The 26,314-nt window shown below is 67.9% G+C and carries 23 protein-coding genes and 1 other annotated feature; of the genes, 13 read left to right on the plus strand and 10 right to left on the minus strand.

The window, feature by feature from the left end; all coding sequences use genetic code 11:
- The first annotated feature begins 7 nt into the window (after positions 1–7).
- Positions 8–397, plus strand: coding sequence for an Ig domain-containing protein (locus ACJ73U_RS02440; RefSeq protein WP_407775836.1), 390 nt, complete (start codon positions 8–10; stop codon positions 395–397).
- 224 nt (positions 398–621) lie between these two features.
- Here ACJ73U_RS02440 and ACJ73U_RS02445 read toward each other — a convergent pair whose 3' ends face one another.
- Complete coding sequence (locus tag ACJ73U_RS02445) at positions 622–1,257, minus strand: TetR/AcrR family transcriptional regulator (RefSeq protein WP_407775837.1); 636 nt, start codon at positions 1,255–1,257, stop codon at positions 622–624.
- 81 nt (positions 1,258–1,338) lie between these two features.
- On the opposite strand from ACJ73U_RS02445, the gene ACJ73U_RS02450 reads away from it, so the two are divergent.
- Entirely contained in the window at positions 1,339–2,148 is an 810-nt protein-coding gene (locus ACJ73U_RS02450) for an alpha/beta fold hydrolase (RefSeq protein ID WP_407775838.1), read from the plus strand.
- A gap of 69 nt (positions 2,149–2,217) precedes the next feature.
- Complete coding sequence (locus tag ACJ73U_RS02455) at positions 2,218–2,490, plus strand: hypothetical protein (RefSeq protein WP_407775839.1); 273 nt, start codon at positions 2,218–2,220, stop codon at positions 2,488–2,490.
- 68 nt (positions 2,491–2,558) lie between these two features.
- Here the strand turns inward: ACJ73U_RS02455 and ACJ73U_RS02460 are convergent, their stop codons facing one another.
- Positions 2,559–6,038: a hypothetical protein gene (locus tag ACJ73U_RS02460; protein WP_407775840.1), complete on the minus strand. Its 3,480-nt coding sequence runs from the start codon at positions 6,036–6,038 to the stop codon at positions 2,559–2,561.
- Positions 6,039–6,230: 192 nt separating this feature from the next.
- Here ACJ73U_RS02460 and ACJ73U_RS02465 point away from each other — a divergent pair, with 192 nt between their 5' ends.
- From ACJ73U_RS02465 to ACJ73U_RS02480, 4 genes are all read left to right on the plus strand, one after another.
- Positions 6,231–7,478: a sensor histidine kinase gene (locus ACJ73U_RS02465; RefSeq protein WP_407775841.1), complete on the plus strand. Its 1,248-nt coding sequence runs from the start codon at positions 6,231–6,233 to the stop codon at positions 7,476–7,478.
- On the plus strand, positions 7,475–8,101 hold the full coding sequence (locus tag ACJ73U_RS02470; RefSeq protein WP_407775842.1) for a response regulator: 627 nt from the start codon (positions 7,475–7,477) through the stop codon (positions 8,099–8,101). Before ACJ73U_RS02465 ends, ACJ73U_RS02470 begins: the two co-directional genes overlap by 4 nt.
- Before the next feature lie 104 nt (positions 8,102–8,205).
- The gene (locus ACJ73U_RS02475; protein WP_407775843.1) at positions 8,206–8,859 is read left to right on the plus strand and encodes a helix-turn-helix transcriptional regulator; all 654 of its coding nucleotides are present in this window, start codon (positions 8,206–8,208) and stop codon (positions 8,857–8,859) included.
- Between the two features lie 32 nt (positions 8,860–8,891).
- A complete protein-coding gene (locus ACJ73U_RS02480; RefSeq protein WP_407775844.1) occupies positions 8,892–9,398 on the plus strand; it encodes a DUF3291 domain-containing protein in 507 nt (168 codons plus the stop codon).
- Between the two features lie 40 nt (positions 9,399–9,438).
- On the opposite strand, the gene ACJ73U_RS02485 is transcribed toward ACJ73U_RS02480, so the two are convergent.
- Entirely contained in the window at positions 9,439–10,011 is a 573-nt protein-coding gene (locus tag ACJ73U_RS02485) for a dihydrofolate reductase family protein (RefSeq protein ID WP_407775845.1), read from the minus strand.
- A 215-nt stretch (positions 10,012–10,226) separates the two neighbouring features.
- Here ACJ73U_RS02485 and ACJ73U_RS02490 point away from each other — a divergent pair, with 215 nt between their 5' ends.
- The 4 genes from ACJ73U_RS02490 (at position 10,227) to ACJ73U_RS02505 (ending at position 12,657) form a co-directional block, all read left to right on the plus strand.
- Positions 10,227–10,385 carry a transposase gene (locus tag ACJ73U_RS02490; RefSeq protein ID WP_407775846.1) on the plus strand — a complete coding sequence of 53 codons (159 nt, stop codon included), beginning with the start codon at positions 10,227–10,229 and terminating at the stop codon, positions 10,383–10,385.
- Between the two features lie 115 nt (positions 10,386–10,500).
- Positions 10,501–10,632, plus strand: a sequence feature (AL1L pseudoknot).
- A complete protein-coding gene (locus ACJ73U_RS02495; RefSeq protein ID WP_407775847.1) occupies positions 10,540–11,370 on the plus strand; it encodes an MOSC domain-containing protein in 831 nt (276 codons plus the stop codon). It overlaps the preceding feature by 93 nt.
- A gap of 151 nt (positions 11,371–11,521) precedes the next feature.
- Positions 11,522–11,851, plus strand: a complete 330-nt coding sequence (locus ACJ73U_RS02500) for a hypothetical protein (RefSeq protein WP_407775848.1) — start codon at positions 11,522–11,524, stop codon at positions 11,849–11,851.
- A 137-nt stretch (positions 11,852–11,988) separates the two neighbouring features.
- Positions 11,989–12,657 (plus strand): hypothetical protein, encoded by a 669-nt coding sequence (locus ACJ73U_RS02505; protein ID WP_407775849.1) that lies wholly within the window; start codon positions 11,989–11,991, stop codon positions 12,655–12,657.
- Here the strand turns inward: ACJ73U_RS02505 and ACJ73U_RS02510 are convergent.
- The 4 genes from ACJ73U_RS02510 to ACJ73U_RS02525 all read right to left on the minus strand — a co-directional run bounded on the left by ACJ73U_RS02510 (position 12,643) and on the right by ACJ73U_RS02525 (position 16,263).
- Positions 12,643–13,839 (minus strand): glycosyltransferase family 87 protein, encoded by a 1,197-nt coding sequence (locus ACJ73U_RS02510; RefSeq protein ID WP_407775850.1) that lies wholly within the window; start codon positions 13,837–13,839, stop codon positions 12,643–12,645. The two genes, ACJ73U_RS02505 and ACJ73U_RS02510, sit on opposite strands and share 15 nt — an antisense overlap.
- A 65-nt stretch (positions 13,840–13,904) precedes the next feature.
- The gene (locus tag ACJ73U_RS02515) at positions 13,905–14,426 is read right to left on the minus strand and encodes a hypothetical protein (RefSeq protein WP_407775851.1); all 522 of its coding nucleotides are present in this window, start codon (positions 14,424–14,426) and stop codon (positions 13,905–13,907) included.
- Positions 14,427–14,662: 236 nt separating this feature from the next.
- Positions 14,663–14,932: a PadR family transcriptional regulator gene (locus tag ACJ73U_RS02520; protein ID WP_407775852.1), complete on the minus strand. Its 270-nt coding sequence runs from the start codon at positions 14,930–14,932 to the stop codon at positions 14,663–14,665.
- 290 nt (positions 14,933–15,222) lie between these two features.
- Positions 15,223–16,263, minus strand: a complete 1,041-nt coding sequence (locus ACJ73U_RS02525) for a YncE family protein (RefSeq protein ID WP_407775853.1) — start codon at positions 16,261–16,263, stop codon at positions 15,223–15,225.
- An 821-nt stretch (positions 16,264–17,084) separates the two neighbouring features.
- Here ACJ73U_RS02525 and murJ point away from each other — a divergent pair.
- Positions 17,085–18,668 (plus strand): murein biosynthesis integral membrane protein MurJ, encoded by a 1,584-nt coding sequence (gene murJ, locus ACJ73U_RS02530; protein WP_407775854.1) that lies wholly within the window; start codon positions 17,085–17,087, stop codon positions 18,666–18,668.
- 4 nt (positions 18,669–18,672) lie between these two features.
- On the opposite strand, the gene ACJ73U_RS02535 is transcribed toward murJ, so the two are convergent.
- From ACJ73U_RS02535 to ACJ73U_RS02545, 3 genes are all read right to left on the minus strand, one after another.
- A complete protein-coding gene (locus ACJ73U_RS02535; protein WP_407775855.1) occupies positions 18,673–19,518 on the minus strand; it encodes a hypothetical protein in 846 nt (281 codons plus the stop codon).
- A gap of 55 nt (positions 19,519–19,573) precedes the next feature.
- Positions 19,574–20,599 carry an NBR1-Ig-like domain-containing protein gene (locus ACJ73U_RS02540; RefSeq protein ID WP_407775856.1) on the minus strand — a complete coding sequence of 342 codons (1,026 nt, stop codon included), beginning with the start codon at positions 20,597–20,599 and terminating at the stop codon, positions 19,574–19,576.
- Between the two features lie 590 nt (positions 20,600–21,189).
- A complete protein-coding gene (locus ACJ73U_RS02545; RefSeq protein WP_407775857.1) occupies positions 21,190–24,069 on the minus strand; it encodes a BTAD domain-containing putative transcriptional regulator in 2,880 nt (959 codons plus the stop codon).
- Positions 24,070–24,261: 192 nt separating this feature from the next.
- On the opposite strand from ACJ73U_RS02545, the gene ACJ73U_RS02550 reads away from it, so the two are divergent.
- Entirely contained in the window at positions 24,262–26,292 is a 2,031-nt protein-coding gene (locus ACJ73U_RS02550; RefSeq protein WP_407775858.1) for a magnesium transporter, read from the plus strand.
- Positions 26,293–26,314 lie beyond the last annotated feature (22 nt).

Genomic DNA, 26,314 nt, shown 5'->3' on the forward strand with positions numbered 1-26,314 from the left:
AGCCGTCATGGACAGACTTTCCGTGATCCGCCGGTTAGCCGGATTCGCCATGGCCCTTGTCGCCGCGCTCGCTCTGGCGACCGCCCCGGCCGCCGCTCAGACGACACCGCAGATCACCATGGCGAGTGCGGTGGCCGTGGTGAATCCGGGTAACCAGAGGCTCGTCGAGTTCGATTCGGTGCAGCTTCAGATGACCGCGACTGGCGGTGCCTCGCCGTACACGTGGGCGGCGGCCGGGCTGAGCACACGGCTGAACATCAACCCGTCGACGGGCCTGATCTCCGGGATCGCGACGGCCGGCCGCTACACCGTGACGGTCACCGCGACGGACGCAGCCGGTTCGGCTGGCAGTGTCACCTTCACCATCTGGGTTCCTCGGGAGTGTCGCACCTGCTGAGCGTCGCACCTGCCCAGCGGGACGGAGGAGGCTCGGTCCCGTTTTCCGCTTCGTCCTGGCGGTGGATCTCGATCAGTTCCTCACGATAGCGAGGTCCACTATGGACAGTTCTCGTGTGTCTCGGCGCCGTTTTCCCATCAGTGGATCAGGCCGCGGTCCAGTTGCTATGGAGTGCGAACGGTGCGAGAGTGGTCGCGGGAACAAGTCTGGTCCGATGTGGACCGTCAGCGGGGTTCGTATCGGGCGAGGAACGTGTCCACGGCGCCGGTGGTCAGCCGGTCGGCCAGGTCGCCGGGCAGTGTGTCGCCGAAGGAGGCCGCCACCAGGTGCGGGTACACGGTGAGCGCGTAGAACTGGATCGTGGCCACCTCCGGGTCGGGCACTTCCAGGCGGCCGTGTGCGGTCTGGTCGCGTAGCCAGTCGGCGAAGTAGCCCGCGAACCGTGCTGGGCCACGCCGTTCCCAGGTGCGGCCGAGGTCGGGGAACCGGCGCAATTCGCCCGACATGAGGTTGCGCATGGCCAGGACGTCCGGCCTGGTGACGCTGGCGATCAGCGACCGGGCGGCCTCGGTGAGTGCCGCGCGCAGGTCGGTGGCGTCGGTCAGGACCGCGGTGGCGGCGTCCATGGTGAGGGCGCTGGTCTCGTCGCCCAGTTCGCCGATGACCGCCGTGAACAGGTCTTCCTTGCTGCCGAAGTGGTTGTACACCGTCACCTTGGACACGCCGGCGCGCGCGGCGATCGTGTCCATGCTCGCGTCGAACCCGTCTCGCAGGAACTCCGCCCGCGCGGCGGCCACGATGGCCCGGCGGCTGCGTTCGGCTCGCTTGCCCGAGGGCGGCTCGGTTCCGGTGGCGACCATGACCACCAGCATAACTGTACTGTTGCGTACATCAAAACTGACCTGTACCGTTCAGTACAGTCACTTCGAGGGGAGCCACCCATGATGTCCACCGCCAGCAGCCTTGCCGTGCCGGGAGTACGGCTGCACTACGAACTCCGCGGCGCCGGCCCCCTGGTGGCGCTCGTTGGCAGCCCCATGGACGCCGCCGCGTTCGCGCCGCTGGCCGAGTCGCTGGCCGCCGACCACACGGTGCTCACCACCGACCCGCGCGGCATCAACCGCAGCCCGCTGGACGACCCGACCGCCGAGTCCACGCCCGACCTGCGTGCCGGCGACCTGTCCCTGCTGTTGGCCCATGTCGACGCCGGTCCGGCCGCGGTGCTGGGCTCCAGTGGTGGCGCGGTCACCGCGCTCGCGCTGGCCCAGGCGCACCCCGAACGGGTGCACACCGTCATCGCCCACGAGCCGCCGCTGGCCCAGCTGCTGCCCGACCGCGAGGCGTTGCTCGCGGCCACCGACGACACGATCGCCACCTACCTGGGCGGCGACGTTCGCGGCGCCTGGGCGAAGTTCATGGTCACGGCGAGCATCCAGCTGCCCGACGGCGTGCTGGACATGATGTCCCGGCCGGACCGGGACGCCCAGCAGGTGGCCGACGAGCGGCGCTGGTTCGCACACGAGATGCGGGCCACCATCGCCTGGCGGCCCGACCTGTCCGCGCTGCGGGCGGCGAGCCCACGCGTCGTCGTGGGCATCGGCAAGGACTCGGCCGGACAGCTGTGCGACCGCACGTCCCGGGCGCTGGCCCTCGAGCTGGGGATCGAGCCCACCATGTTCAGCGGCGGGCACACCGGGTTCGTCGACAACCCCGCGCGCTTCGCGGCCGAACTTCGGGCCGTGCTGGACTAGACCGAGAGCTGGCGCCCCTCCAACCGGATCACACGCCGGCGAGCCCAGGTGGCGCCGAGCCCACCCCCGGTGAACGCGCTGGGCATGCACCGCGTCATGTTCGCCGTCCACGACATCGAGGACGTCATCGACCGCCTCAAACCACGCGGCGCCGAACTCGTCGGCGAGGTGGTGTCGTACGAGAACAGCTACCGGCTCGCCTATCTGCGCGGCCCGCGGGCATCTTCGTCGCGCTGGCCGAGCAGACCACGTGAGAACCATAACCCCGTCTCGCAGCGGACGTCCGCTGCCGCCGATGGTCGGCTAGCGCCTCCATCGTCGCCGCTGGTGCGCGGATCCTGACGCCTGTCGCCATGCCCTTCCCGAAGGGATCGGCATCCGGTGGGCGCCGATCCCTTCGGGACAAGAGGTCAGAAGCCGCCGCCGTCGCTGGACGTGCTGCTGTCGCTGGACGTACTGCTGGACATACCGCTGCTGTCGCTGGACATGCTGCTGCTTTCGCTGCTGGTCGACGACGTGTCGCCGCCATAGCTGGTCGAGGTGTCTCCGTCCATCGAGGAGGTCGCCGCGCTGTCGCTGGAGGCGGGTTCGCTGTCGGAACTGGTAGTCGTGGTGTCGGTATCGGTGCTGTAGTCGCCGGTCGGCGCGTACCCGCCGAGGGTGTCGGTCGTGGTCGCAGGGGCCTCGGGACTCACCACGGTGTCGGTGGTTTCCGTGCTGTAGTCCCGGGTCGGGGCATACCCGTCGTCGTAGGTGTCGTCGGGGGTGGGAGCCTCGGCACTCAGCTCGGACGGTGTCTCGGTGTCCATATCGGGGTCGACATCGGCCAGTGCCGTCTGCTGCTCGGGGTCGAGCGTCAGGTCGTCCGCCCGGCGCTCGGGCAGCGGTGGCGGTGCGAACGGGTTGCGCTCCGGGTCGGGCGGCGGTGCGAACGGGTTGCGCTCGGGGACCGGCGGGGTCACCAACGCCACGAGGGCGTCGTTGATGTCCTTGTTGGTGAGGGCGAAACCCGGCAGGTTCAGGGAGTTGGGCGGATTCGTCATGGCCGCCTGGACCCCGATGCGGTCCGCGAGGTCACTGAGGACTCGGTTGTTCGCCACGGTGTCCGGGTCGGTCTCGGCCAGGTCCCGCGCCCGCTGGATCATGTCGCCCTGGGACAGGGTGTAGTTCTGGCCGAGAGCCCGGAACGACACCTCGTTGACGTTCACGCCACTGTCCTTGACGCTACGAATCGTCGCGTCGACGGGGACCGACTCGCCACCGAAGATCGTGTGGCCTCCGTACTGGACCGAGACGTCTCCGAAGGGACCACCGGTGCCCAGCCGGCTGATCTCCGTCTTCGTGTAGCCGACCGGCTCGGCGTGGCTGGGGTCACCGTCCACCGACTTCATGAGCGTGTAGTTCGTGGTGACGACCCCGGTCCGGCTGACCGCGCCCTTGGCCTCGCCCTCGGGCAGGCCGGGAATGCTCTTCCCGGAGACCCTGTCGCCCGCGTAGCTGACGCCCTCCAGCTTGTTCGAGCTGACGTCGGTGTAGTACGTGCCCGGCTCCTGGACTGGAACCTGTTGGTTCTCGAGGCTTTCGCGGGCTGTCCGGAGGGCGTTCAGTCCCTCCGGCGTCTTGGCGTCGTACACGACCTCGGTGCCGTGGAGGTTGGTCTCCGTCGAGTCGACGTTGTTGCCGACCGTGTTCGCCATCCACGAGGCCTGACCGGTGAAGCGGGTGCGTGCGGAGTCGGCCTGACCGTAAGTGAGGCTGTAGAGCCCGTCGCCCAGCGCCTTCACGGTGTAGGTCAGTTGCGGCCCCTCATAGCCCTTGCCGACGCTGACCTCGGCGAACTTGCCCACCGGCCGTCCCACGCCGTACTCGGTGACCTTGCCGGCGGGCGTGCGCGTGATCGAGTCACCCGGTTGCATGTTGCTGAAGTTGGGGATCTTGTTGCCGAGCTCGAGCGACTGCGGTCCCACCTTGGCGCTCGTCCGGTCCGCGTCCTGGTTCGAGTACCGCGCGAAGCCCCCGGGGATCTCGTAGGTGGTTCCGTCCCGACTGGTCACCTCGAACTCGGCCGTGCCGTTCTCGGCGTCCCTGACGGCCTTGGCCGACTGGTTCGACTTCTCCCCACCCTTCCCGGCCTTCCCCGCGGCCGTGAGGGTGCCGGCGGTGTCGACGGTGACGGGATCGTTGTTCGGCACGAACTGGGTGAGATAGTCGGCGGCGTCCAGCTGCCGCATGGTGTTTTCCCTGTTCGGGACGTCCCCGAAGTAGCCGGGAAGACTGAACTCCGGGATCGGCGTCTCGCCGATGTCATACCCGCGGATCGGGCTGGGGGTGGGCATGGGCGGCGTCTGTTGTGCCTTGGACGGTCGGGAAGCGACCGTGTCGCCAGGACCGGGAACGGAAGGACCGTAGATGGCCGGGGGCGTGGTGGGCATGTCAGCAGCCGCGAGGGTCATCATGCCGTCGGCGGTGACGGGCCCGTCGACGGCCGAACCGTCCAGCGAGGCCATCATGGGCGTGGCGGCGTCTTCCTGGACAGCCACGTCCTCGCCGGCGTCCGGGCCACCGGGCTCGGGCGGTGCCGCGGCGGGTTCCACCGACAGGGCCACAGGGCCGACGACGAGGGTGTCCTCGCGCGCCGGAACCTGGTAGTCGACGCGCTCCATGCGCGGGGGCTCGTCGTCCCCACCGCGGCTGGGGTGGGCCGGCCGCGTGTCGCGAAGTCCCTCGACGTCGACCGCGACGGGCGGGCGTGACCGCCTGTCGCCCGGCGCGGGGGCGTCCTGGGAACGGGACGGGTCGTCGGGCGCCCGGTCCTCGGCGTCGGACACCCGGTCGCCATCCCGGTCGGACGCGCCGCTCCGCACGTCGATGTTGTCCGGCGTGGTCATCCGCCCGTCACTCGGCGCCGGTGCGGTGACCGAGAGCAGCTGGGCGATGGTGTCCGCGATCGGGTTGGCGATCAGGGACGCGCCCTTCTCGTTGGGCTGGAACTGTGCCTGCGGTGCCGGTAGACCGGCCTGGGTGAGCTGCTCGTTGAACGCCGAGTCGGTGGTGTACGCCTCGTGGCCCGCCACCGCGCCGGACATGTCCACAAGGGACGCGCACTGGCAGATCCGCACGGCCCGGTCGATCGCCTTGTTCAGGTCGTAGCCGAACTTCCGCACGGTGGTCAGGTCGTCCTCACCGATCGTGCTCGCGGCGTGCGGGTTCTGCGGGTCCACGGCCAGCGGGTAGTTGGTGACCACGATCGTGGCATGCGGTGCCCTGGCCCGGACGCCGGCCACCACCTGCAGCATCCGCGACACCAGGGTCGGCGCCTGCCCCATCGGCGACGACTTCGCCTGCTCGACGTACTCCTCGTCCGACGCGCCGGTGTCCAGCAACGGACCGAGGTCGTGGACGACCTTGTCCAGCGACGCGTTCGGCCCGCCGGCGGTGCGCCTCGCGTTCGCGATCACCGTCGCCAGCTGGGCGTCCTCGCCGCCGAAGCCAACGATGACGAACTGGGCGTCGGGACGGACCTGGTCGCGCTGTGCCGGATTGACGACGACGTGGTTCAGCCCGGTCTGTGCCTGGAAGAAGTTGGCGATCTCGGCGCCGGAGGCCGCGACGATGTTCGCGTCCACCTTCAGCTGGACGTTGTCACTCGCCACCCGGGACAGCGCCTGCAACGTCGGTGCGGCCGAGGAGCGGTGGCGTGGATCGGCCGGGTCGAGGTAGTCGGCGCCGACCCCGTCGCCTGCCATGTAGGAGTCGCCGACGACGTCGACCGTCACGGCGAGACTGTGGGGCGGCGCAGAAACCGGGTCCGCGGACGCCGACGGCAGCAGACCCAGCGCGGCGCCGACCGACACCACGCCCACTGTCGCCACGGACAGCGCTCGCGGCATTCTCGTGCATTCCTCACCCGAACCGCGCTTTTTGTGCGCAGGAATGAACATTGTTCGACCCTTCAGCAGCGTTTTCGAATGACGCCTGGGTATGAGTTCCAGCATCGAATCCTGGTGTGGTCTCGCGTGCGCGGTCCATGCCGCACGTGTGCGGCATGGACGCATCGGGGAGCCGATGCCAGGCTGGAGGGGATGAGTACCCGTACCGAGTCGGCGATGTCGGAGGGCGAAGCTCTGCCGGCACGCGAGCCAGGTGTGGTGAGCCTGCATCGGCAGGTGCGCGGGATCGTGGCGGCGGTGGTGGTGCTTTCCCGGTTGGCCACACTGGCGATGGTCGCCATCAGCATCGTCGGTGCCGTACAAGTCCACGCCTACGCGCGGGTCGCGCTGGCCGTCACCGTGTACGCGACCCTGTTCGCATGGAGCGCGGTGCTGATCACGCTGGTGCTCCGCAGCGCGGCCGTGTCCGGCAAGGTGATGGTCGCGGACGTCGCGGTCACCGTCGCCACCATGATCATGCTGCCGCTGACGGTGGACAACACGGCCTTCTCGCTCGTGTCCAACTCCTACCTGGAGCCGATCATGGTCAGCGTCGCGGCATCCGTGGCGCTGGTCAGCGGTTCGGCGCGGGGCACCGCGGTCAGCTGCACCGCGCTCGCAATCGCCTACGTCGTCGGACAGGCGCCGCTTTCCAAGAGCGGCGCGGACGACGCGTCACTGGTCAGCACGGTCGGCTGGCAGGTCGGCTTCGCCGTGTGCTGCCTGGTGTTCATCAAGCGGTTGCGGCAGGTGGCACATCAGGTGGACGTCGCCACCACGCAGGTGATCACGGCACGGGAATGGCTCGCCGCCGAGCGCGCGCACACCGAGGAACGCGCCAGGCACTTCAGCGAGCAGGTCCGCCGCTACCGCGCCCTGCACGACGGGCCGCTGCGCATCCTGACCGCGATCGCCGGTCCTGGACCCGCCGCACATCCCGATCCTACGGTGCGACGCCAGTGCGCGGTCAGCGTCGACATCCTGCGCGGGGCCGCCCCCGACGAGACCGGCGGCACCCTCACCGACCTGTCACTGGCCCTCATGGAGGCCGGCAGCAGCAGCGCCGCACTGGGGCTGCGGGTGGAGTACCACTTCACCAACCTGCCGGACAACCTCCCCAGCACCGTGGTCGAGGCGTTGCGCCTCGCCAGTGCCGAGGCGTTGAGCAACGTCGCCGCGCACGCCGGCACCACCCGTGCGCGCCTCACCGCGATGGCCAGTGGGGAGGTCGTGACCGTCGCGATCGTCGACCAGGGCAAGGGGTTCGACCCGGCGACCACAGAAATCGGGTACGGCATCCGGCACTCGATCATCGACCGGATGAGCGAGATCGGCGCGTCGGCCGCCGTGGACAGCCAGCCAGGTGAAGGCACCCGCATCGACCTGCGGTGGCCGGCATGATCCGCATCGCCGTGATCGACAACGACAAGCTCGTGCCCGCCGGTCTCCAGGCGCTGCTCGCCGACACCACCGACATCACCCTCACCCAGACCGCCACCACCGTCGGCGACTACCTCGCGGCCACTCCCGGCGACGCGGACGTCGTCCTGCTCGACCTGCGACTGGAGGACGGCAGCAACCCCGCGGCCAACGTCGCGGCGCTACGCGCCACCGGCATCGCCGTCCTCGTCCACTCCGTACACGGCGACCGCCGCCACGTCCGCGCCACCATCCGCGCGGGCGCCTCCGGCTACCTCATCAAGGACGACGAAGCCGACAAGCTCGCCGACGCCATCCGCACCGTCCACAAGGGACAGCTGGCGCTGACCACCGAGCTGATGACCCTCATCAACGACGACCCGCCCGAGCTGTCGACCCAGGAGCTGCACGTCCTCTACCTCTACGGCACCGGTAGTACGCTCGCGGCCACCGCGCGCCGCCTCGGCATCGCCATCCCCACCGTCCGCTCCTACCTCGACCGCATTCGAGCGAAATGGGCGGCGGCCGACGAGCCGGTCGACGACATCCGGGACCTCATCCACGAGTACCCGCACCCCAACCCACCGCCGGCCGCGGGGCACTAGCAGCCAGAACACCGTCATTGACGCCATCCTGGGGCTGCCGGGCCGAGGCGGTGTTTCTGGCGACCGTTTCTAACGAAAGCCTGCGTTGTTCTTAGAATGGTGGGATGGAGGACATCGAGGCGATCGTCGTGCTGCAGGACGCTGTCCGGCGGCGGCTGTACGAGTACGTGGTTGCCCAGGACCACGAGGTGAGCCGGAACGAGGCCGCCGAGGGTGCCGGGATCCAGCGGACGCTCGCCGCGTTCCACCTCGACAAGCTCGTCGACGCCGGGTTGCTCGTCACCGAGAGCCGGCGGCTCACCGGGCGTTCGGGTCCGGGCGCGGGTCGGCCGGCCAAGCTCTACCGCCGGTCCGGCGCCGAACACCACGTCTCGGTTCCCGCTCGGGACTACCGCACCGCCGCCGACCTGCTGGCCGAGGTGGCGGACTGCGCCCGGCTGGACGACGAGTTGCGGGCCGCCGCCGCGCGGGAGGGGCGGGCCGCGCTGGCCGCCGCCGGACCGATCGAGGACCTCGACGCGATGCGGGCCGTGCTGTCCGCGCGCGGCTACGAGCCGCGGGCGGACGGCGCCGTCCTTCGCCTGGTCAACTGCCCGTTCCACGTCCTCTCGGAGCGGCATCCCGCGCTGATCTGCGGCATGAACCTGGCGCTGCTAGAGGGGCTTGTCGAGGGCGCCGAAGGGCTGCGGGCCCGCATGGATCCGCGGCCTGGAATGTGTTGTGTCGCGGTCGAGACTTCTAAAAATAATGACGATTGACTTAGAAGGTGCGGGATGGTGAGGTGAGTGGCATGAGCGGACACCACCTCGCCCAGCTCAACGTGGGCACCCTGAGACACCCTCTGGACGACCCGCGCACGCACGGCTTCACGTCGATGCTGGACACCCTGAACAGCGTCGCCGACCGGTCGCCCGGGTTCGTGTGGCGACTGGTCGGCGACGGGGGCAACGACGCCACCGCGATCCGGACCTCACTCGGCGCGGACGTCATCGTGAACATGTCGGTCTGGGAGAGCCGCGAGAGCCTGTGGGACTACGTCTACCGCAGCGGTCACCTGGACGTGCTCCGGCGCCGCGCCGAGTGGTTCGAGCTGCCGAAGACGGCGTTCCAGGTTATGTGGTGGGTTCCGGCCGGCCACGTGCCCACCGTCGAGGAGGCGGTCGAGCGGCTGGAACTCCTGCGCGCGCACGGGCCGTCGCCCAGCGCCTTCGGCTTCAGGGACCGGTACACGGCCGCGGAGGCAGACCTTGCCGTCCTGGCACCGGCGGCGACGACCAAGGCCCAGCCCACCGACTGAGCGTCGACCGTCCGCAATGCGGCAGTCATGGCCGGGTTCCTCAATGGACTATGCGGTAACGCAGATGTGTGGCGTCGCGGCCTTCGAGCCGCCGGACGAGCTCCAGTTCGATGTGGCCGTGTCCGGTCGGCTCGAACAGCCGCCGCCCGTCACCCAGCAGTACGGGGACGAGGTGCAGTTCGAGTTCGTCGAGCTGGCTGGCCGCCAGCAACGCCTGCGCCGCACCCGCGCCGTGGACCAGCACGGCTCGATCTCCCGCCGCTTCTCGGGCCTCGTCGGCGCACGCGTTGACGTCGGTGTAGTACTTCACGCTGCCCGGTGGCTCGTCGGCCGGGTCGATGTGGTGGGTGAGCACGTGGATCGGCACGCCGTCGTGGTGGTCGCCGTGCCATCGACCGGCCAGCTCGTAGGTGCGGCGTCCGGATATCACGGCGCCGGTCGAGCTGGCCTCGGCGTACACCTGCCCGTTGATCCCCTCGGACATCCGGTCGTCGAGCCAGTTGAACAGCCGCCCTCCGTCGCGGCCGAGCTCCTGGCCCGGCCGGTCGTCCGGCCCGGCGATGTACCCGTCGACCGACATGGACATGTACAGCCGCAGCGGCGTCCTACCCATCCTGGTTCCCCTTCCTCTGGCCGGTCGGCACCGACTCGACCCGCGCCGATCATCCCCGTGACTAGCCCACATTGACAGGGGTTCGGCTAGGTTGAGGCAGTTCCGCCGGCAATGGACCCGGCTGAACCTCATACGTGACGGACAGGAGACTGAGGTGGCCGAGTGTCCCGCCCCGGGTTTGATGGAGACATTGAACACCCGGAGGATCTGGAGTTATGGCGGCACCACGGAAGTACCCGGATGAGTTGCGTGAGCGGGTGACGCGTTTGGCGGTCGAGGCCAGGCGGGATCCGGCGTCTGCTGGTGGGGCGATCAAACGGATCTCGGACCAGTTGGGTGTGCATCCGGAGGCGTTGCGGACGTGGGTGAAGTAGGCCGAGACCGATGGCGGGGTGCGGTCGGGGACGACCTCGACCGAGGCCGCCAGGATCGCCGAGTTGGAGCGGGAGAACCGTGAGCTGCGGCGTGTGAACCAGATTTGAAGTCAGCGGCCAGTTTCTTTGCGGCGGAGCTGGACCGTCCGTCGCGATGAAGGTCGAGTTCGTCGACGCCCAGCGGGAGGAACACGGTGTCCAGCCGGTCCTGGAGGCGCTCAAGCACACGCCTGCCGGGATCGCACCGTCGACCTACTATGCCGCCAAGACCCGCCGCGAGTCCGCTGGTGCGGCCCGGGACCGGGAGCTGGTCGAGAAGATCAGGCGGGTTCACGATGACACGCCGAGGACGAGGAACCGGTCCGACAGCGCGAAGGGCGGCGTGCTGTTCATCGACGAGGCCTACGCGCTCTCCCGGGAGGACGACGGCGGGGACTCCGGCCGCGAGGCGATCGACACTCTGGTCAAGCTCGATGTCGAGAAGTGGCCGGGTACCGGCATCGACCAGGGTGACGATGTCGCGAGGTGGCTCGGTGACGTGCTGGGCAGGCCCGCTCGGCTCGTCCGTGAACCCGCCAGGGCCGCGCGTGCCCGCCGGCCCGACCCCACCACGGTGCCGATCACCACCGAGTCCTCTTTGGACCTGCTCAACACCCACATTCAGCGCCGCGGCGCCAGTGCGGTGCCGATGACCCGGTTTCGTCCCAACATCGTCATCACCGGCTGGCCAGCCCCACACACCGAGGACCGCGTGCACCACATGACGATCGGCACCACCGGCGTCGGCTTCAGCGAACTGGCCATCCGCTGCGCGATGACCATGACCGACCAGGCCACCGGCCACCGCCGCGGCCCCGAACCGCTGCGCACCCTCGCCGACTACCGCCGCGAACCCGACGGCGTCAGCTTCGGCCTGAAGGCCACCGTCCTCACCCCCGGCCACATCGCCACGAACGACCCCGTCACCGTCACCGCCTGGCGTTGACCCCGTGCACCCGTAGCCGTGTATCGCGGATGTCGGAATCGCATACGGCGTGCAACGGTGTTGCGTCTTCAGTGGCGGGCATGGATCACAGCGCATCGACGGTCAGTTCGTCGGAGTCCGTACGTGGTGTCGACCGGCGGCGGTTGCTCGGGTGGGGCGGGTTGGCGGCCGCCGGCGTGGTGGCGGCCGGCACGCCGCTGCTGAACGCACAGCCTGGCCACGCCGACCGCAGGACCTGCAACGCGTCTTCTACAGCCGGGAGGAGGTGCACGAGTACAACGAGCAGTGGACCCGGCAGGCGACGCTCGTGGCCGCCCCCGGCACCGGCACCAACGGCCACTCCGGCGTCAACCCCGGCAGCGCCGCCAGCTGGAACATCTACCCGTACACCGGCTGGGTCGGCGTCGTCCTCAGCAACAGCGACGACGCGCCGTTGCAGGACATCCTGCAGCGGGAGGTGCGGGCCGTCACGGGCACGTGACGATCTCCGCCGTTCCCACCGCATCTGCCGACCCCCGCCGCTAACTTGAGCGTGGGTCCGCGTGTCGGCGGACCCAGCTCAAGCCAGGTGTCGAGTCGACCGGTGTTGGTGCCGGGGGAACAGGAGATCCGGTGTCGATGGAACCGCATGAGACCGGCGGGTGGTACGAACCGCACCCGGAGTCCCCGGCCCCGCCGAACGGCGGTCGTGCGGTCGCGGTCGTCGCCGGCGTTGTCGGCGTGGTCGTCGGCGCCGGTCTGGCGAGTGGCGCGTGGCTGCTGTTCGGTGGTGACGGTGGCGGCGGCTCGTCGGCCGCCGTCTCGGCGCCGGCGCGGCTCGGTGACTACTACCGGTACCCGGACCTGCAGAAGGTGCGCGAGCGCAACGGCCAGAGCGGCGACATGACGAAGCTGGTGGACCACCAGGCCACGTGGGACAAGGAGAGCTCGGCCCGCCTGTCGGCGAGCCGCGACGGCGCTGGTGCAGTCGTGCAGCAGTACGCGAACGAAGAGCTCGAGTCGATGTTCTCGCTGGAGGTGGTGCGTTCGCCCAGCGCGTCGCCGCAGTACGTGGCCTACTCCGACCCCGGGTACCTCGGCGTCGACAAGCCCCCGGAGGAGATGGTCGAGTTCGGCCCGGTGTCGTGCGTGGTGCGGAACGACACGACCGGGCAGACGTTCGTGGTCAACTGCCAGCGCACGAGCGCCGAGCTGACCGTGACCGTCACCCACGCGAACGGCGACCTCGGCGGAAACCCGCGAGCCGTCGCGGACGTGGTGAACGAGGCCTGGTCACAGCTCGGCTGACCGGGCCGGCTCGTTCCCCCGACGACGACCGCGGCGCCATTCCCGAAGCGGCGACGCGGCGACGGCGAGGACGACCGCCGCGGCCCACACGTAGGCGTTCCCGGTCAGCAGGCGCCAGACGCCCCATGGTGCCTTCGGGTCCCACCACCAGTGTGGCGCGAGGGCGAAGAGCAGCGTCCCCGCGGCGACGGCGGCGATCGCGGTCACGCGTCGGGTGCGCCAGGCGAAGACGCCGCCGGTCAGCAGGATCGGCACGATCCACACCCAGTGATGCGAGTACGACACGGGGGAGAACAGCAGCGTGCCGAGCGCGTTGAGGCTCAACGCCCACGCCGGCCATCCCGCGGCGAACGCCCGTCGCATGCCGATGGCGGTCACGCCGAGCACCGCGACCGCGAGCAGCGGCCACAGCAGCTTCGGGTCCACGCCGAACCGCACCAGCAGCACCTTGAGCGACTGGTTCATCTCGTTGGACATGCCGCGGAACTGGGCGGAGAAGAACGCCTCGTGCGTCCAGAACCGCACGGAGTTCGACCAGCTCACCAGGAACCCGACGGCCGTCGCGCACAGGAACGACACGCCCGCGGTGAGTGCGGCCCGACGGTCGCCGCGCAGCAGGAAGAACAGCACGAAGACCGCGGGCGTCAGCTTCACCGCCGCGGCGATGCCCACCAGCGCGCCGCGCGGCCAACGTGGGGAGCGGACCAGGCAGTCCGCCACGACCAGCACCATCAAGAACGCGTTGACCTGGCCGAAGTACAGCGTCTCGCGTACCGGCTCCAGTGCCAGGGACACCGGCAGCAGCGTGCCGACCAGCAGTGCGGTGGGTCGCACGTCCAGGGCGCGGAGCACCAGCACGAGCACCAGTGCCACCGCCGCGATCGTGACGAGCGCGAAGACCGCGCTGGCCAGCCAGAACGGCACCACGGCGAACGGCGCCAGCACGACGACCGCGAACGGCGGGTAGATGTAGGGCAGCTGCCAGCCGTTCTGCAGCGTGGGCAACTCCGCGTACAGGTCACCGCCCCGCCACCACACGTCCACAGCGACCCGGTAGACATCCAGGTCCATGCGGTAGGCGCTGCCGAGCACCCCGTCCCGGAATGACAGCAGGACCCACGCGACCACGGCGACGTTGACCACCACCAGACCGACGAGCACAGCCTTTCGTACGGCGACCAACGCGGCTTCCTCCCGGTGACATGATCAAGTGGCGGTCGGCATCATGCCAAGCCGACCCCCGACGCCTACCCGCGAGGTAGACGTCCGGCGCCGGCCAGCCGTTCACGTAGCCGATGTGACCTTCCACGAACAACGAGACGTAGGTCGTCACCCGCGGGGCCGTGCCGATCGCCCACGCGCCGGCCGGCACGCTGAGCCACAGCCAAACGCCGGTCGGTCAGGGAGCGGTAGCCGGCCGCCGCGACCGCGACCAGCGCGGGCATCGTGGTGTCCCAACCGAACTGGACGGCGAGCAGCAGGGTGCCGATGAGGATCAGCGGGAAGCGGGCGAGCAGCCAGCCCAGCTCGACCAGCCGCAGGGCGTCGAGCATTCGAGGGGACGTCGCGCCGACGAGGAGCTCCCGTACGGTGCGGACCTCGGGCAGCTCGACGGCGGCGGCGTCGCGACCGAGCCGGACGACCAGGAACCACGAGCCGACGAGCGCCACGGCGATGACCGGCATGGAGTAGCGGGCGTCGTCGCCGACCAGTTGGTGGCAGATGAAGCCGCCGTAGGCGCGGTGCCGGTGGCTATCACGAGCGTCCACAACGCGACTCGCGCGGCGAGTGTCCGGCGGGTCCCGCCGGTCGGGAAGCCGGCCGCGGCACGCAGTTCCGCCGCGAGCTCGACCGGTGGCCGAGCTCGCCGGCCGCCGCCGTGTCCGCGAGCCGCGGTGCGATGTCGTCGATGATCGCGTCCACCTCGGCGTGCGGCAGGTCGCGAGCACCTGCCGCAGCTCGGCGACGCAGATCTCGGCGTGAGTGTCGGTGGCGTGGTTGGTGTTCACGCGTTCGCTCCCAACAGATCGGTCATCGTGGCGGCGAAGCCGTGCCACACGGCGGACGACTCGGCGAGCCGGCGGCGGCCGGTGTCGTTCAGGCCGTAGTACTCGCGGTGCGGCCCCTCCTCGCTCGGCACCACGTACGACGTGAGCGCGCCCTGGTTGTACAGCCGGCGCAGCGTGCCGTAGACCGAGGCGTCCCCGACCTCGGTCAGCCCCGCCAGGCGCAACCGGCGCACGACGTCGTAGCCGTAGCCGTCCTCCGTGCCCACTGCACAAACACCTGCTGCAGCAGGACCCGCTGATCTGGCGGCCCCACCTCCACGCCATGAGCGGCAACCCCGCCGCGCTCGCCCAGGGCGTGAAGGCCGCGCTGGACGCCACCGCCATCCCAGCCCCGACACCACCGGGCTCCCAGCCGCCGATCGACCTGGACACCGCCGGCATCGGCCCACTTCTGGGCCGTCGACGACGGCGTCACCTTCGCCAAAGCCCTCCGGTCCGCAGTGGACGCCGCCCACGTGCAACCCGCCAGCTGACCGCAGTGGATGATTGCCCCGCGCTACCGGGCAGGCTCCTGCTCGAGCAGCGCGGGACGACCGTCCGCCCCGGTAGGTACCGGGTAGAAGCTGTGGTGGCTGCCCGGATCCACTGCTACCACATGCGCCCCGTCGGCCAGATGCGCCGACCCGGTCACCGTCAGCCGGCGGTCGCGCAGATCCAGCACCGTGACCGGGCCGCTCTCCGCGGCGACGTAGAGCCGGTGCGCAGCCGCGTCGTACGCCAACACATCCGGATCGTCGCCGACCATGCTGGTGCCGATCACCTGCCAAGTGTTCAGGTCCACGGTCAGCAGGGTCGCGTTGCCGTCGCAGGCCACGAACGCCAACCGGTCCGTGGTGTCCAGGGCGAGGCCGTGGTCGTGGTCGCAACCCGGCAGCGGGACCCGTCGCTCGACTGTGAGGTCAGCCGGGTCGATCACGGCGAGGTCATCCCGGCCTTGGACGTCGACCAGCATCCGGTCGCTGGCCGGGTCGTAGGCGACGTTGCCGACCTCACCACCCAACGTGACAGTGCCGCGCACGGCTCCAGTGGCGGCGTCGATCACCGTTTCCGAACCACCGGACTCGTTGGTCGTCCAGATCGCACCCCGGCGCGGGTCGTAGGCCAGCCCGTCCGGATACTCGCCCGTCGGCGCCTGGCCGACGACGGTCCCGGTGTCCTCGTCCAGGACGACCATCCGGTTCGCGCCGGTCGCGGTCGCGAACACCCGATGCAACGCGGGCACCACCAGCACCCCGTGCACCTGCGACAGGTTCTGGATCGTGCGTACCACTCGGTGGGCGTGGATGTCGATTTCGATGACCTCGCTGGCGCCCAGATGCGCCACGAACAACAAGCCGCGGTCGGCGTCCAGGCTGGCGTAGTCGAAGCGCGAGGAATCCCCCGGCAACGCCATCTCGCCAGCCGTCCGCAACGGCGACGCCGCGGTCGACGGCTGCCCACCGCCGCTGCGTGTGACCACGACGAGGACCACGACCAAGGCGACCACCACGGCACCCGCCGCCACCAGCAGCCTGCGAGAGCGCGCGGCCAGCCTCATCGCACCCGCCTCCGCTACCGACGATCATCGGGCTCAAAGCAACCAAGGTTACAGTGCAGACGGTGGTGTCCTGGTGTGCTGCGCGGAGGGTGGTGGTCGTGGTGATCCGAGCGTCCCAGCCTGGCGGCCCCGGCGACTGGGTGCTGCTGTCCTACCGGATACCCCGCGAGCCCTCCACACCGCGGATCACGATCTGGCGTAAGCTCAAACGCCTCGGCGTCGCCCAGATCTCCGACGGCCTTATCGTCCTCCCGGCCGACGCCCGCACCCGCGAGCACCTGGACTGGACTGCCGACGAGATCCTCGAAGCCAGCGACAGCGCCTCGATCTGGATCGCCCAGCTACCACAGGATGAAAAAGCTTCAGTAACCGCTCACGCCTGGTGCGTGCCTTCTATGCGACAACGTAATTTTAAAGCTCCGTGCCAGCGGACATCGGCTGGGATACACCACTGGCACGGAGCCTCCTCCCCCCTGCGCCACCACTTTCGCCGATCGATGTTGACCGATAGTTGCGTGCGTGTTGAATCACGCATAACCAGCGAAGTAAGGCCTGGTGGGTTCCGCACGTGGTGGTACCGCTGCACCGTGCGAGTGAAGGACCTCGGGCCCCGGCACGGTCTTCTCCAGCGGACGCGACGGTCGAGATCGCGACAAGGCCATGCGAATCGGGGCTTTCACGCTCAACTTGCGTGGTATGGCCGGTGTCATGGCCCATTTCCACGACAGTTCATGGACAGGCGCCCACGTCAGCACCGTCGTCCGGGGAAGCGGTGCTTGAATGTCGATATGCATCGTCGGCCGTCTGACCGGGGCAAGTCGGTGTTGGTCGAGGCGCGAGGGGTTGCCGTTGCTAGCGCGGTCAGCCGGCTGACGGGGTACGTTCGGACGGCGAGTCTCGGAGCCGCGCTCGGCGGTAGCCTGGTGGCGGATATCTATGCCAACGCCGTTCTGGTGCCCGCTGTCGTCGAGTCAGTGATATTGGGTGCCGCGTTCAGTGGATTTCTGGTACGGCTCCTGACTGGCGCCGTGCTCGAGTCCGGCGAGGATGAAGTCTTGTTCGTTCAGCGTCTCGTCACGCTGACGTTCGTGTGCCTGGGCATTCTCGCGACAGCAATGTGGCTGTCGGTGGATCTTCTCGCTAACCTGTTCGCGGACGTCCAGGCGCGGGCATTGCTGACCCAGTTCCTGTACCTGGTCATTCCCACCTTCATCTTCTCCGGTATGTACCTCGTGTACTCGGCCGTGCTAAACGTTCATCGGAGGTTCCGTCCCGCGGCGTGGGCCCCCGTCGGTGCCAACATGCTCGTTTCCGCCATTGCCTGGTACGTCGCCGGCTCGCTGCGCGACGGTCAGGACTCGCCGGCGACGTTCCCGCGGTGGATCGCCATCCTCATCGCTGGTGCCACCCTGATGGCATCGATATTCCAGGTCGTCGTGCTGATTCCATTCCTGCGGTCGGTCAGAGTCACTTTTCGAGCGCGATTTGACTTCTCCCTGTTGCCGCTGCGGAGCGTGGCCCGCAACTTTCTCTGGGGCCTGGTCGCCGCGGGCTCAGGTCAGGCGAGTATCGTCGTCATCGCCATCCTCGCTAACCGCGCATCCGTCCAGGGTTATGCCGGTCTCTTCATCTTCAACAACGTTTACCTGTTGATGGCCGCGGCGCACGGCGTGATCACCTTGTCGATCAACACGGTGGTGTTGCCGCGGATGAGCGAGGCGGCGCACGGCCTCGACCGTGGTGACGTGGCGGCACAGGCCGACTTCGCCTGTGTCTACTGCGTCCTGTTGCTGGTCCCGGTATCCGTCGTGTTCCTCGTGCTGAGCGGCGACATCGGCCGGTTGCTGTTCCAGTGGGGGCGGTTCAGCCCGGCCGATCTGGCGGGCATGGCGCCAGTCATCGCCGTAGCGGCCGTCGCGTTGGTTCCGTTCTCGCTCAGTCAGATTGTTCTCATGGCATTCTGGGCATTCGAGGATCTGCGCACAGTGGCACTGCTGGGTTTTCCGACCTATCTTCTCCGGATCGTGCTCAGTATCGCGGCCTTCGTCGTCCTTCACCCGAGGTACGCCACGGCGGGGACGATGGGAGCGTTGGCGATATCCTTCCTGCTCGAGATCGCGATCGCGCGCCACCTACTCCGGCGACGGAAAATAGTGATCTGGGCACACGGCGCCACGCGGACGATGTCGCGTGCCCTGCTGGCCGGGCTGGCGGCAAGTGTGTTCACCGCGGTGTTCACGCATTATATGCTGGCTGCGGCACCGACGGCGAAGGTCGCCGAAATGCTCTATTTCGGGGCCGGCTGCTGTTGTGCGGTGGTGTCGTACGTGGTTTTCTGCTGGCTGTTCCAGGTTTCCGAGATGCGCAGATTGGTCACGGTCGTCACCGGCTGGCTTCGATCGTAGGGATTCATTTCGCTGGTGGGGCCTCGGGAAACCCCGGTGGGAGTGGCAGGGAGTGGTCGAGCTCCGGCTCGCGTGTGTCGACCCAGACCGGCAGGTGGCCGGGTAGACAGGAGGAGAAGTCCGGGAACACCATGACCATGTTGATCACGGCGTTGCTCAGGAACCACTGGGCGCGCCCGGGGATCTGCATGTCGCACGCGTGGCCGGGATCTGTGTCGGGCACCGGCAGCATCGGGGGCGTGAACGGCGTGGCCGACGAGACCGGCGGTCCGATCCGATACAGCAAACGGTCACGCCACGGAACCGAACCCGTGTTGTACAGCCGCACGGGAAGCAGGAACAGCTCGCCTCGTGTCATCTCCGCGGCGAGCACGGAGTGGACGCGGTCGACGGCTACGCCGTCATCCGGGCTCGCCTGCCATTGTCCGGCGGTGGCCGCGCCGCGTTCGAAGCGTTTGCGTGCCTCGTGGAGAATACGCACGCGGTCGACGCCATGACGTGCGAGAATTCCGCGGTACTGGCCCATGTTCGCCGGATTGGTCGCGCGTGCGACCAAGGTGAGCGGGTATCGCCACCACCGATTGTCGCTGAGCTGGTCCGCCGCACGGGTCCACCGTTCGAGCCGCTGGCGGGGAGTGGGTACGGGCACTGGCTCGATGGGGAGTCCGGCCATCCGAAGTCCGGCCACGTCGCCTGCCGCACGGCCACTGGCGATCATTGCCGCCGCGATGTCATCCCACAGGGCGTCGGGCAGTTCCGAGTCGCCGGACTCGACGTCGCGAAGACGGTGCCGGCTCAGCCGGCCTGCCGCAAGGCCGTTGGCGGCAAGGAGCTCTGTGAACGCCCGCAACGACATGTCACCGCGTAGCCGCCGCAACGTGTGGCGTCGCTGGTCAGATGAGTACTCATCCGGCATGATCAACCCATTCCGGCAGCGGATCGATCAGATCGGCAGGTGCCACGACCACGGTGACGAACAGCCCGAGCAGTGTGGTCGGAAAGCAGTAGGTGCCATCCGGCCACCCTTGCTTCAGACAGGCCCGGTAGGTGCCAGGGGTTTTCGGTACCCGCATCGGACATTGGATCCGCACGGACGAGCCGGGGTCGACGTCGGGGATGACGATGAACGCGGGCGTCCGCACTCCGCCCAAGTAACTGCCGACCCGGTACACCACCCGGTGGCGCCAGGGCACCGAGCCGGTGTTGTGCAGTACCCAGCTGGCGACCAGTTGGCTGTCGGGAGCGACAAGTAGCCCTTCCGGGGTTTCGTCCTCGGCGCTCGACTCGTCCGCCGCCGACGGCCACCACGGCGCGTTGGGGCTTGAACGTACGTCACGCAACCCGACGACAGCCTCGGCCTGAGCCGCCAGCACGGCGGACACGCGACCGTCGGTATCGGGGAAGTGTTCGGTGAAGAAGTCGAGTTCTCGACCCGGTGGCACGTGCGCGGGCAGGTCGCGCAGCCGCCGGGGGACATCCCGGAGCTGGTCGGCCAACAGGGCGTTGCTCCAGGCGTACATGTCCACCAGGTAGCCATCCGCGCCGAACGCGAGATCGTAGGCGCGAACCAGCCATCCCGGCACCCGGCTGGTGTAGAGCCGGGTCCTGTCGCCGACCTTTGTGAGGTTGATCCACGCGGGCAGCCGGTAAAGATCTAGCCGTGAATGATGGCCCTTCTCCAAAGCCTGCAGGAAGGCCTCGTCAACCAGATGTGGGTGCGCACGTACGTGCGTTCCTGCGTCGGCCCAGGTAGCGCCCGGATACAGGGATGTGATCGCCGGGTTCAGCATCGCCACCGCACTCGACAGGCTGTCGCCGGTGGCCACCCGAAGCTGCCGCATCGCGGCTGTCAGTTCACGCGCGGCCAGGATGTGCACCGGGGCCGGCGGGCGGGGCCGGCCGCGCAGGACGTGCCGGGGCACTGTGATCACAAACTCCTCGGTGCCGCTGTGGTCAGGCTGGTGCGCGTTTTTCGTTGTATCGCACTATTGCCGCATGAACAACATTCCTCAGCAAAATTCGCGACGACCGGAGAGTGCCGAATATCTCGCCCTCGACGTGCCGGTGAGCGGAGGATGGATGAACCGGCCCTGGAAGCACCCGAGAGGCCCGCCGACCGAACAAATTCACACGACAACGTGCCGGTACGGCAACCTGCTTTGTTGACCACGACGCAAAGCAGTAAGAAAAGCCTCGGCTATTTCGCATTCGAGCGGCATCCCATCTCGCCACAATCCAGGTGGAAACTGCCACAAATCACGTGGCCGGATCCTCCTGTGCCCGAAAACGCATAGTGAAAGGATCGCAGAAATGTTCAAAATCTTTGTTGGTGGGGCACTCGTTCTCATCTTCGCGGTCGCAGGTTCAGCGCTCAGGTCGGTCACCGCCGAACATTCTCGAAGCTCGGTCGAAGTCTTCGTGGCCGGCGACATCCCCTGTTGCCGGATGATGCCGTAGGTCGATCGGCCGGGGATCGGCGCCGTCGGTCCCCGGCCACACCCAGCGGACTGCCCGTCGTCTGTCATGGCTGTGGCGGCTTCTTGGGTCCGGGTAGTCGCGCATACTCGTCGAATGCGTCTGCCCTGACCTGGGTACCGTGCAGGTCCTGGCTGAGCCGCACGGCTTGCTCCGCGTAGTAGCGCGCCCGGTCCGGTTCACCGTGTAGCCGGTGAGCTCTGGCGAGCGTGGTGAGTGCCCATATCTCCCCGTAGCGATATGTGTGTCTACGGGCGAGGTCGAGCCCGCGGGTCATGATCGTGATCGCCTGCTCGTAGTTCCCTCGGTCGACATGAATCTTCGCCAGTATCTCGTGTGCGTCGCACTGCCGATAGTGATCGCCGGTTTTATTATACCAGGACAGCCCTTTCTCGACCATGGTGATGGCCTCGCCGGAATTGCCGAGTTGGTGGTTCGCCTTGCCGAGGTTGACCAGCGCGAAAGCCTGGCCGAGGGGCACGCCGATGTCCCGGGCGAGGTCCAGTTGTTGTTGAAGGTAGGCGATGGCCTGCTCCGGTTGCCGCTGGGCGAGATGGGTGTGGCCGAGGTTGCCCAGCGCACGCTGCTCACCGAACCGGTCGCGGATCTCCTGGCAGATGGCCAGTTCCTCGAGAAGGTGGGCACGTGCCTGGTCGAGCTGACCGATCTGGCTCAGATGCATGGCCAGGTTGCCGTGTGCGTGCGCCAGCGCGACAGAGTGCCCGAGGCGCTCGGCTGCTGCGACGACGCTGTCGAGGAAGCTGATCGTGTCGGGTAGGTCGCTCACGCCGGAGTGGAGAAAGCGGTACCAGTGCAGAGCCAGGGCGAGCCCGACGCCGAGGCGGACCTCCTCGGCGGGACCCTGCCAAGCTTGTAGGACTACCGCGACCATGTTGTGGTGTTGTTCGTCGAGCCACTGCAGCGCTTCGTCGTGGTTGGCCAACGGTTTGGGCGGCGCGGTAACCTCGGGTGCGGGGTGGTGCGCTCGATGTGGGTAGACCAGCGCATTGGCTCGACAGGTCGTGGCGATGTAGTAGCTCAGCACGCGAATTATCAGCATGTGTCGTTCCGCCGGCGCGAGGGTTCTGGTGCCGAGTTCGTGCGCGAAGAGCCTGGTGAGGTCGTGCATGTGCAACCGCCCGGGCTTGGGTTCCTCCATCAGGTGCGCGTCGAGCAGGCGCTCGGTGATCAGGTCAGCCTCGGCGGGCGTCGTGTCGAGCACTGCGGCGGCGAGGTCCGAGTCGGTGTCGGTGCTGGGTAGCAGTCCGAAGAGGCAGAGTGCTCGGGCTGCCTTCCGGTCGATGTGGTTGGCACTGTCGTGAAGGGCGGTGTGGCTGACAGCGAGGCTGCTGCGCAAGGCGATGTCGTCGGCGGCGAGCTCGGTGAGCCGGTGCCGCTCGTTGGCCAGCCGGTCGACCATGTCGTGCACGCGCCAGCTCGGTCGGGCGTTGAGCCGGGCAGCGGCTACGTGCAGCCCCAACGGCAGATGGTCGCACAGCTCCGCCAGCCGGTAGGTCGCTTCGAACTCCACCGGTCTAATGTCCGGAAGCAGGCTCGCGAGCATCATACGGGCCTCGTCGGGAGTGAGCGGACCGAGGACCAGGTGAGTCGCGCCTTCGAGTGCCGCCAAACGGCTTCGGCTGGTGATCAGCACAGCGGTGTCCGGACCGCCGGGCAGCAGCGGTCGTACCTGACCGGTGCTGGCGGCGTTGTCCAGCATGATAAGCAGCCGCCGCCCGGCCACCACGGTACGCAGCCGTGCGGCCGCTTCTTCTACGCCAGACGGTATCTCCGTGTTGGCGACGCCCAGCGTCCGCAGCAGGTGGTGCACGGCCTCCACCGCGGACAGCGGCCGCATGCCCGGTGTCGCGCCACGCAGGTTGACGTGCAGCTGCCCATCCGGGAAACGTGGCATCACCAGATGTGCCGCACGCACGGCGAGCGCCGACTTACCCACTCCTGGCGCGCCGTGGATGACCACGACCGGTCCCGCCGCCGACGTGGGTTCCGTGGTGAGGAGGCCGGTGAGGGTGGCCACTTCCTGGTCCCGGCCGACAAACGTGTTCAGGTCACGCGGAAGTTGTCGATGTGTCCGAGTTCCGGTGGCGTGCCCTGCCGCGACACCGGTGTCGGGGGCCGGTGTGGAGATGATCAGCGTCGGGTCGGCGTTGAGAATTCGTTGGTGCAGTTGCTGCAACGGCTGGCCGGGATCGACGCCGAGCTGTTCTGCGAGCCGCAGTCGGATCTGTTGATAACACTCAAGGGCCTCAGCCTGCCGTCCACAACGGTACAGCACTGTCATGAGTTGGCTGGCGCACCTCTCGTCCAAGGGGTATGCCGATACTTGCGCCAACACCCGGGCGAGCAACTCCTTGTGGCGGCCAAGCCGCAGCTCGACGTCGGTCCGGTCAAGCTCGGCGGCCAGCCGTTCCTGGTTCAGCGCGAGCCGGGTGGCATTGATCCACGGAGTGTCCAGTCCGCCGAAGGCCTCGCCTCGCCACAGGTTCAGTCCCTGCGCGAAGAGCTCGGCGGCGGCGTCATCAGCTCCAACCGAGCGAGCTTGGGCGAGTAGGCGTCGACTGACGAACAGATCCACCGACTCGGGCGCGGTCGTCACCACATAGCCGGCCAGTCGCCGTTCTATGCCAACATCTTCCGCACCCGCCAGCACCTGCCGAAGACGTGACACATAGCTGGCAAGAGAACGGTCGGCCCGCGCCGGCAACCGCTCCCCCCACACGCGCTCGGCGAGGACCCCGGTCGGTACCGCACGGCCAACATCGACCAGCAGAGCCACCAACACGGCCCGCTGACGGGCATGACCAGGGTCAACCTGCCGTCCGTCGACCCACGCCTCGACATCGCCCAGAACTCTGAATCTCGTCGCCACAGCGCGTCCTCTGATAGACAGCACCCGGATAACCACGGGTATCCCAGTCATCAACTGTTCAACAATCTCACAACAGTTTGCCGACATCGAGCGGGCAACATGGTGGAGCGCTGGTGCGGCACCGTTCAGCAGCGCGGAACCGGCCCGGTCCGAACCGCTCGGGTAGGTCGACGACCGAGGACGAAACGACCATCACCTGGCAGGCATCGAAAGTATGCGGAGACGTACGTGCTGACACTGATGACGGTGTTGCTGGTCGCTGTGGTCGGCATCAGGCGACGTCGGCGCACAACCGCTGGCAAGCCGCGGTTACGAGCTCGGACTCGATCCGTCATCCTGGTGTCGGCGATTCTCGCGTTCAACATGACACCGGGCACCTCCGCCGAGGCAAAGAGTCGTCATTCCATTCCAGACATACCGAACCCGTGCACCGATATTCTCGGCAAGATCCCCAGTATGCCCTACCTGCCCGAGGCGTGCGACAAGGTCTTCGACGCGGTTGACCGAGCCGTGAGGAATGCGTGTACCGACGCGCCGGACATACAGCGACCAGGTGCGGGTCTGGTGGGTGCGGTCGACCCGTCACGAGGCCACGGGAGTGAGGGCAGCGTGTACCGCGACTACGGCTACGCGGGCATGGTCTGGCAGGTGTACGACGACAACTGCGTTCTCCCGAAGCCGGTCACCGACCCGATGACGACCATTGACACCTGGACCGGAAACCAGTTGTTCAACCTGGGAAAGTTCGTGGTGGGAGTCACGAACTCACTACACTACGCGCTGTACGACGGTCGCATCCTCGAGCGTCTGAACAACAAGGTGAAAGACCTCGCCCAACAGGTGTTCGACAACATCTACCTCAAGCTCGCCGGCTTGTTCCTGCTGGTTCTCGCCGTACTCATGTTCCGGCATATCTGGCGCGGTGACCTGGCCTCGGTGTCGAAGCGAGCACTTTTCGCGCTCTGCGGGATGTGGTTCGCGTCGTCGACTGTGGTAATGGTGGGCAACTACGGCCGGATAGACGACACGATCGTCGGAGTCACCACGGGCATCCAGAACGGCTTTGTCGAGCCGGAGAAGAAGGGTGACGCCAGGGACACACTGCCAACCGAGCTGCACACGAAGGTGGTGTACGACAACTGGTTGCGCGGTGAGTTCGGCAGTCCGGACACCGAGCAGGCGCGGAAGCTCGGCCGCACACTGCTCGACGCGCAGGCGTGGACCTGGGAACAGGAGGCGCAGAGCACCAACGAGAAATCCAGGAACCAGACAGAGAACGGGAAGAAGTCGCGGTACAAGCAGTTCGTCTACCAGCTCGGGCCTACCGCCGGGACCTTCACCGGCACGGACGGATCTCGCATGGGTGCCGGGTTCCTGTCATTCCTGCAAGCGCTCGTCTACTCACTGTTCCAACTGTTCGCCAAGTTCGCCGTGCTGCTGGCCCAACTGCTCCTGCGGATTCTCACACTCACCGCTCCGATCATCGGCTTGGTCGCCGTGGTCCACCACGAGATCCTTCGACGGGTTGGCAAGGCGGCCGCCGCAGTGGTGCTCAACGTCCTCGTACTCGCGATACTGGCCGGCGTGCACTCCAAGTTCCTGCAACTGATCTTCGGCCCTGGCATGAACCTGTCCCTCACGGTCCAAATGCTACTCGGGGCCATCGTCACACTGGTGTTCATCCGCGCTGGGCGCCCACTGCAACGCATCTGGCAGATGGTCGACCTCTCCATGGGCGCGGTGGGCATCTCCAACCCGACAGCCGAGCGCACCCGCCGGACCCGACCCAATCGCCCATCGCACAACTCCGCGTCGGCACAAGGTGGGTTCTGGAGCGGAGTCCGCGAAAGAGCAAACGGCAAGGAGAAAACCAGGACGGTCACGGCCGGACGGCCGGAGGCACGACCACCCGTCCCCGCTGTCGCCCAACCCCGCCACACGGGTAACAGCCCTGCCGGGGCGACCAGGTCATCGACTTCGAACGCGCGGCGGCGTCGAACCGTGATCCTCGAAGGAAACGACAAGGCAGCCAACAGGCGAAATGTCCACGACGATGTCCACGCAACACCAAAGAGGGCGATGATGACGCCGAACACAGCACCCGCCGGTGATCGTGACTACGGTCGCCCGAAGAACCTTGACTACAAAGGTCCCCGGACACAGCTTGTCTACCGTCCGTCGACCGGTCGGGTCGAGCCAGCTCCCAGCCAACAGCCACGAAGTACGTTGAGCGACAGCGAAGCGCCACAGACTCGATGAGGATCACCCATGTATATTCGCG

Origin of the sequence: Actinophytocola sp., assembly GCF_045807065.1 — a bacterium.
In the GTDB taxonomy this organism is placed as follows: domain Bacteria; phylum Actinomycetota; class Actinomycetes; order Mycobacteriales; family Pseudonocardiaceae; genus Actinophytocola.

Excerpts from the sequence above, each read along its gene's own strand:
- ACJ73U_RS02480 (WP_407775844.1), top strand. The coding sequence starts at position 8,892 with ATGAGCGGACACCACCTCGCCCAGCTCAACGTGGGCACCCTGAGACAC.
- ACJ73U_RS02490 (WP_407775846.1), top strand. The coding sequence starts at position 10,227 with ATGGCGGCACCACGGAAGTACCCGGATGAGTTGCGTGAGCGGGTGACG.
- ACJ73U_RS02505 (WP_407775849.1), top strand. The coding sequence starts at position 11,989 with ATGGAACCGCATGAGACCGGCGGGTGGTACGAACCGCACCCGGAGTCC.
- ACJ73U_RS02460 (WP_407775840.1), bottom strand. The coding sequence starts at position 6,038 with ATGCCGCGAGCGCTGTCCGTGGCGACAGTGGGCGTGGTGTCGGTCGGC.
- ACJ73U_RS02450 (WP_407775838.1), top strand. The coding sequence starts at position 1,339 with ATGATGTCCACCGCCAGCAGCCTTGCCGTGCCGGGAGTACGGCTGCAC.
- ACJ73U_RS02445 (WP_407775837.1), bottom strand. The coding sequence starts at position 1,257 with ATGGTCGCCACCGGAACCGAGCCGCCCTCGGGCAAGCGAGCCGAACGC.
- ACJ73U_RS02485 (WP_407775845.1), bottom strand. The coding sequence starts at position 10,011 with ATGGGTAGGACGCCGCTGCGGCTGTACATGTCCATGTCGGTCGACGGG.
- ACJ73U_RS02525 (WP_407775853.1), bottom strand. The coding sequence starts at position 16,263 with ATGAGGCTGGCCGCGCGCTCTCGCAGGCTGCTGGTGGCGGCGGGTGCC.
- ACJ73U_RS02470 (WP_407775842.1), top strand. The coding sequence starts at position 7,475 with ATGATCCGCATCGCCGTGATCGACAACGACAAGCTCGTGCCCGCCGGT.
- ACJ73U_RS02440 (WP_407775836.1), top strand. The coding sequence starts at position 8 with ATGGACAGACTTTCCGTGATCCGCCGGTTAGCCGGATTCGCCATGGCC.
- ACJ73U_RS02475 (WP_407775843.1), top strand. The coding sequence starts at position 8,206 with ATGGAGGACATCGAGGCGATCGTCGTGCTGCAGGACGCTGTCCGGCGG.
- ACJ73U_RS02495 (WP_407775847.1), top strand. The coding sequence starts at position 10,540 with ATGAAGGTCGAGTTCGTCGACGCCCAGCGGGAGGAACACGGTGTCCAG.
- ACJ73U_RS02465 (WP_407775841.1), top strand. The coding sequence starts at position 6,231 with ATGAGTACCCGTACCGAGTCGGCGATGTCGGAGGGCGAAGCTCTGCCG.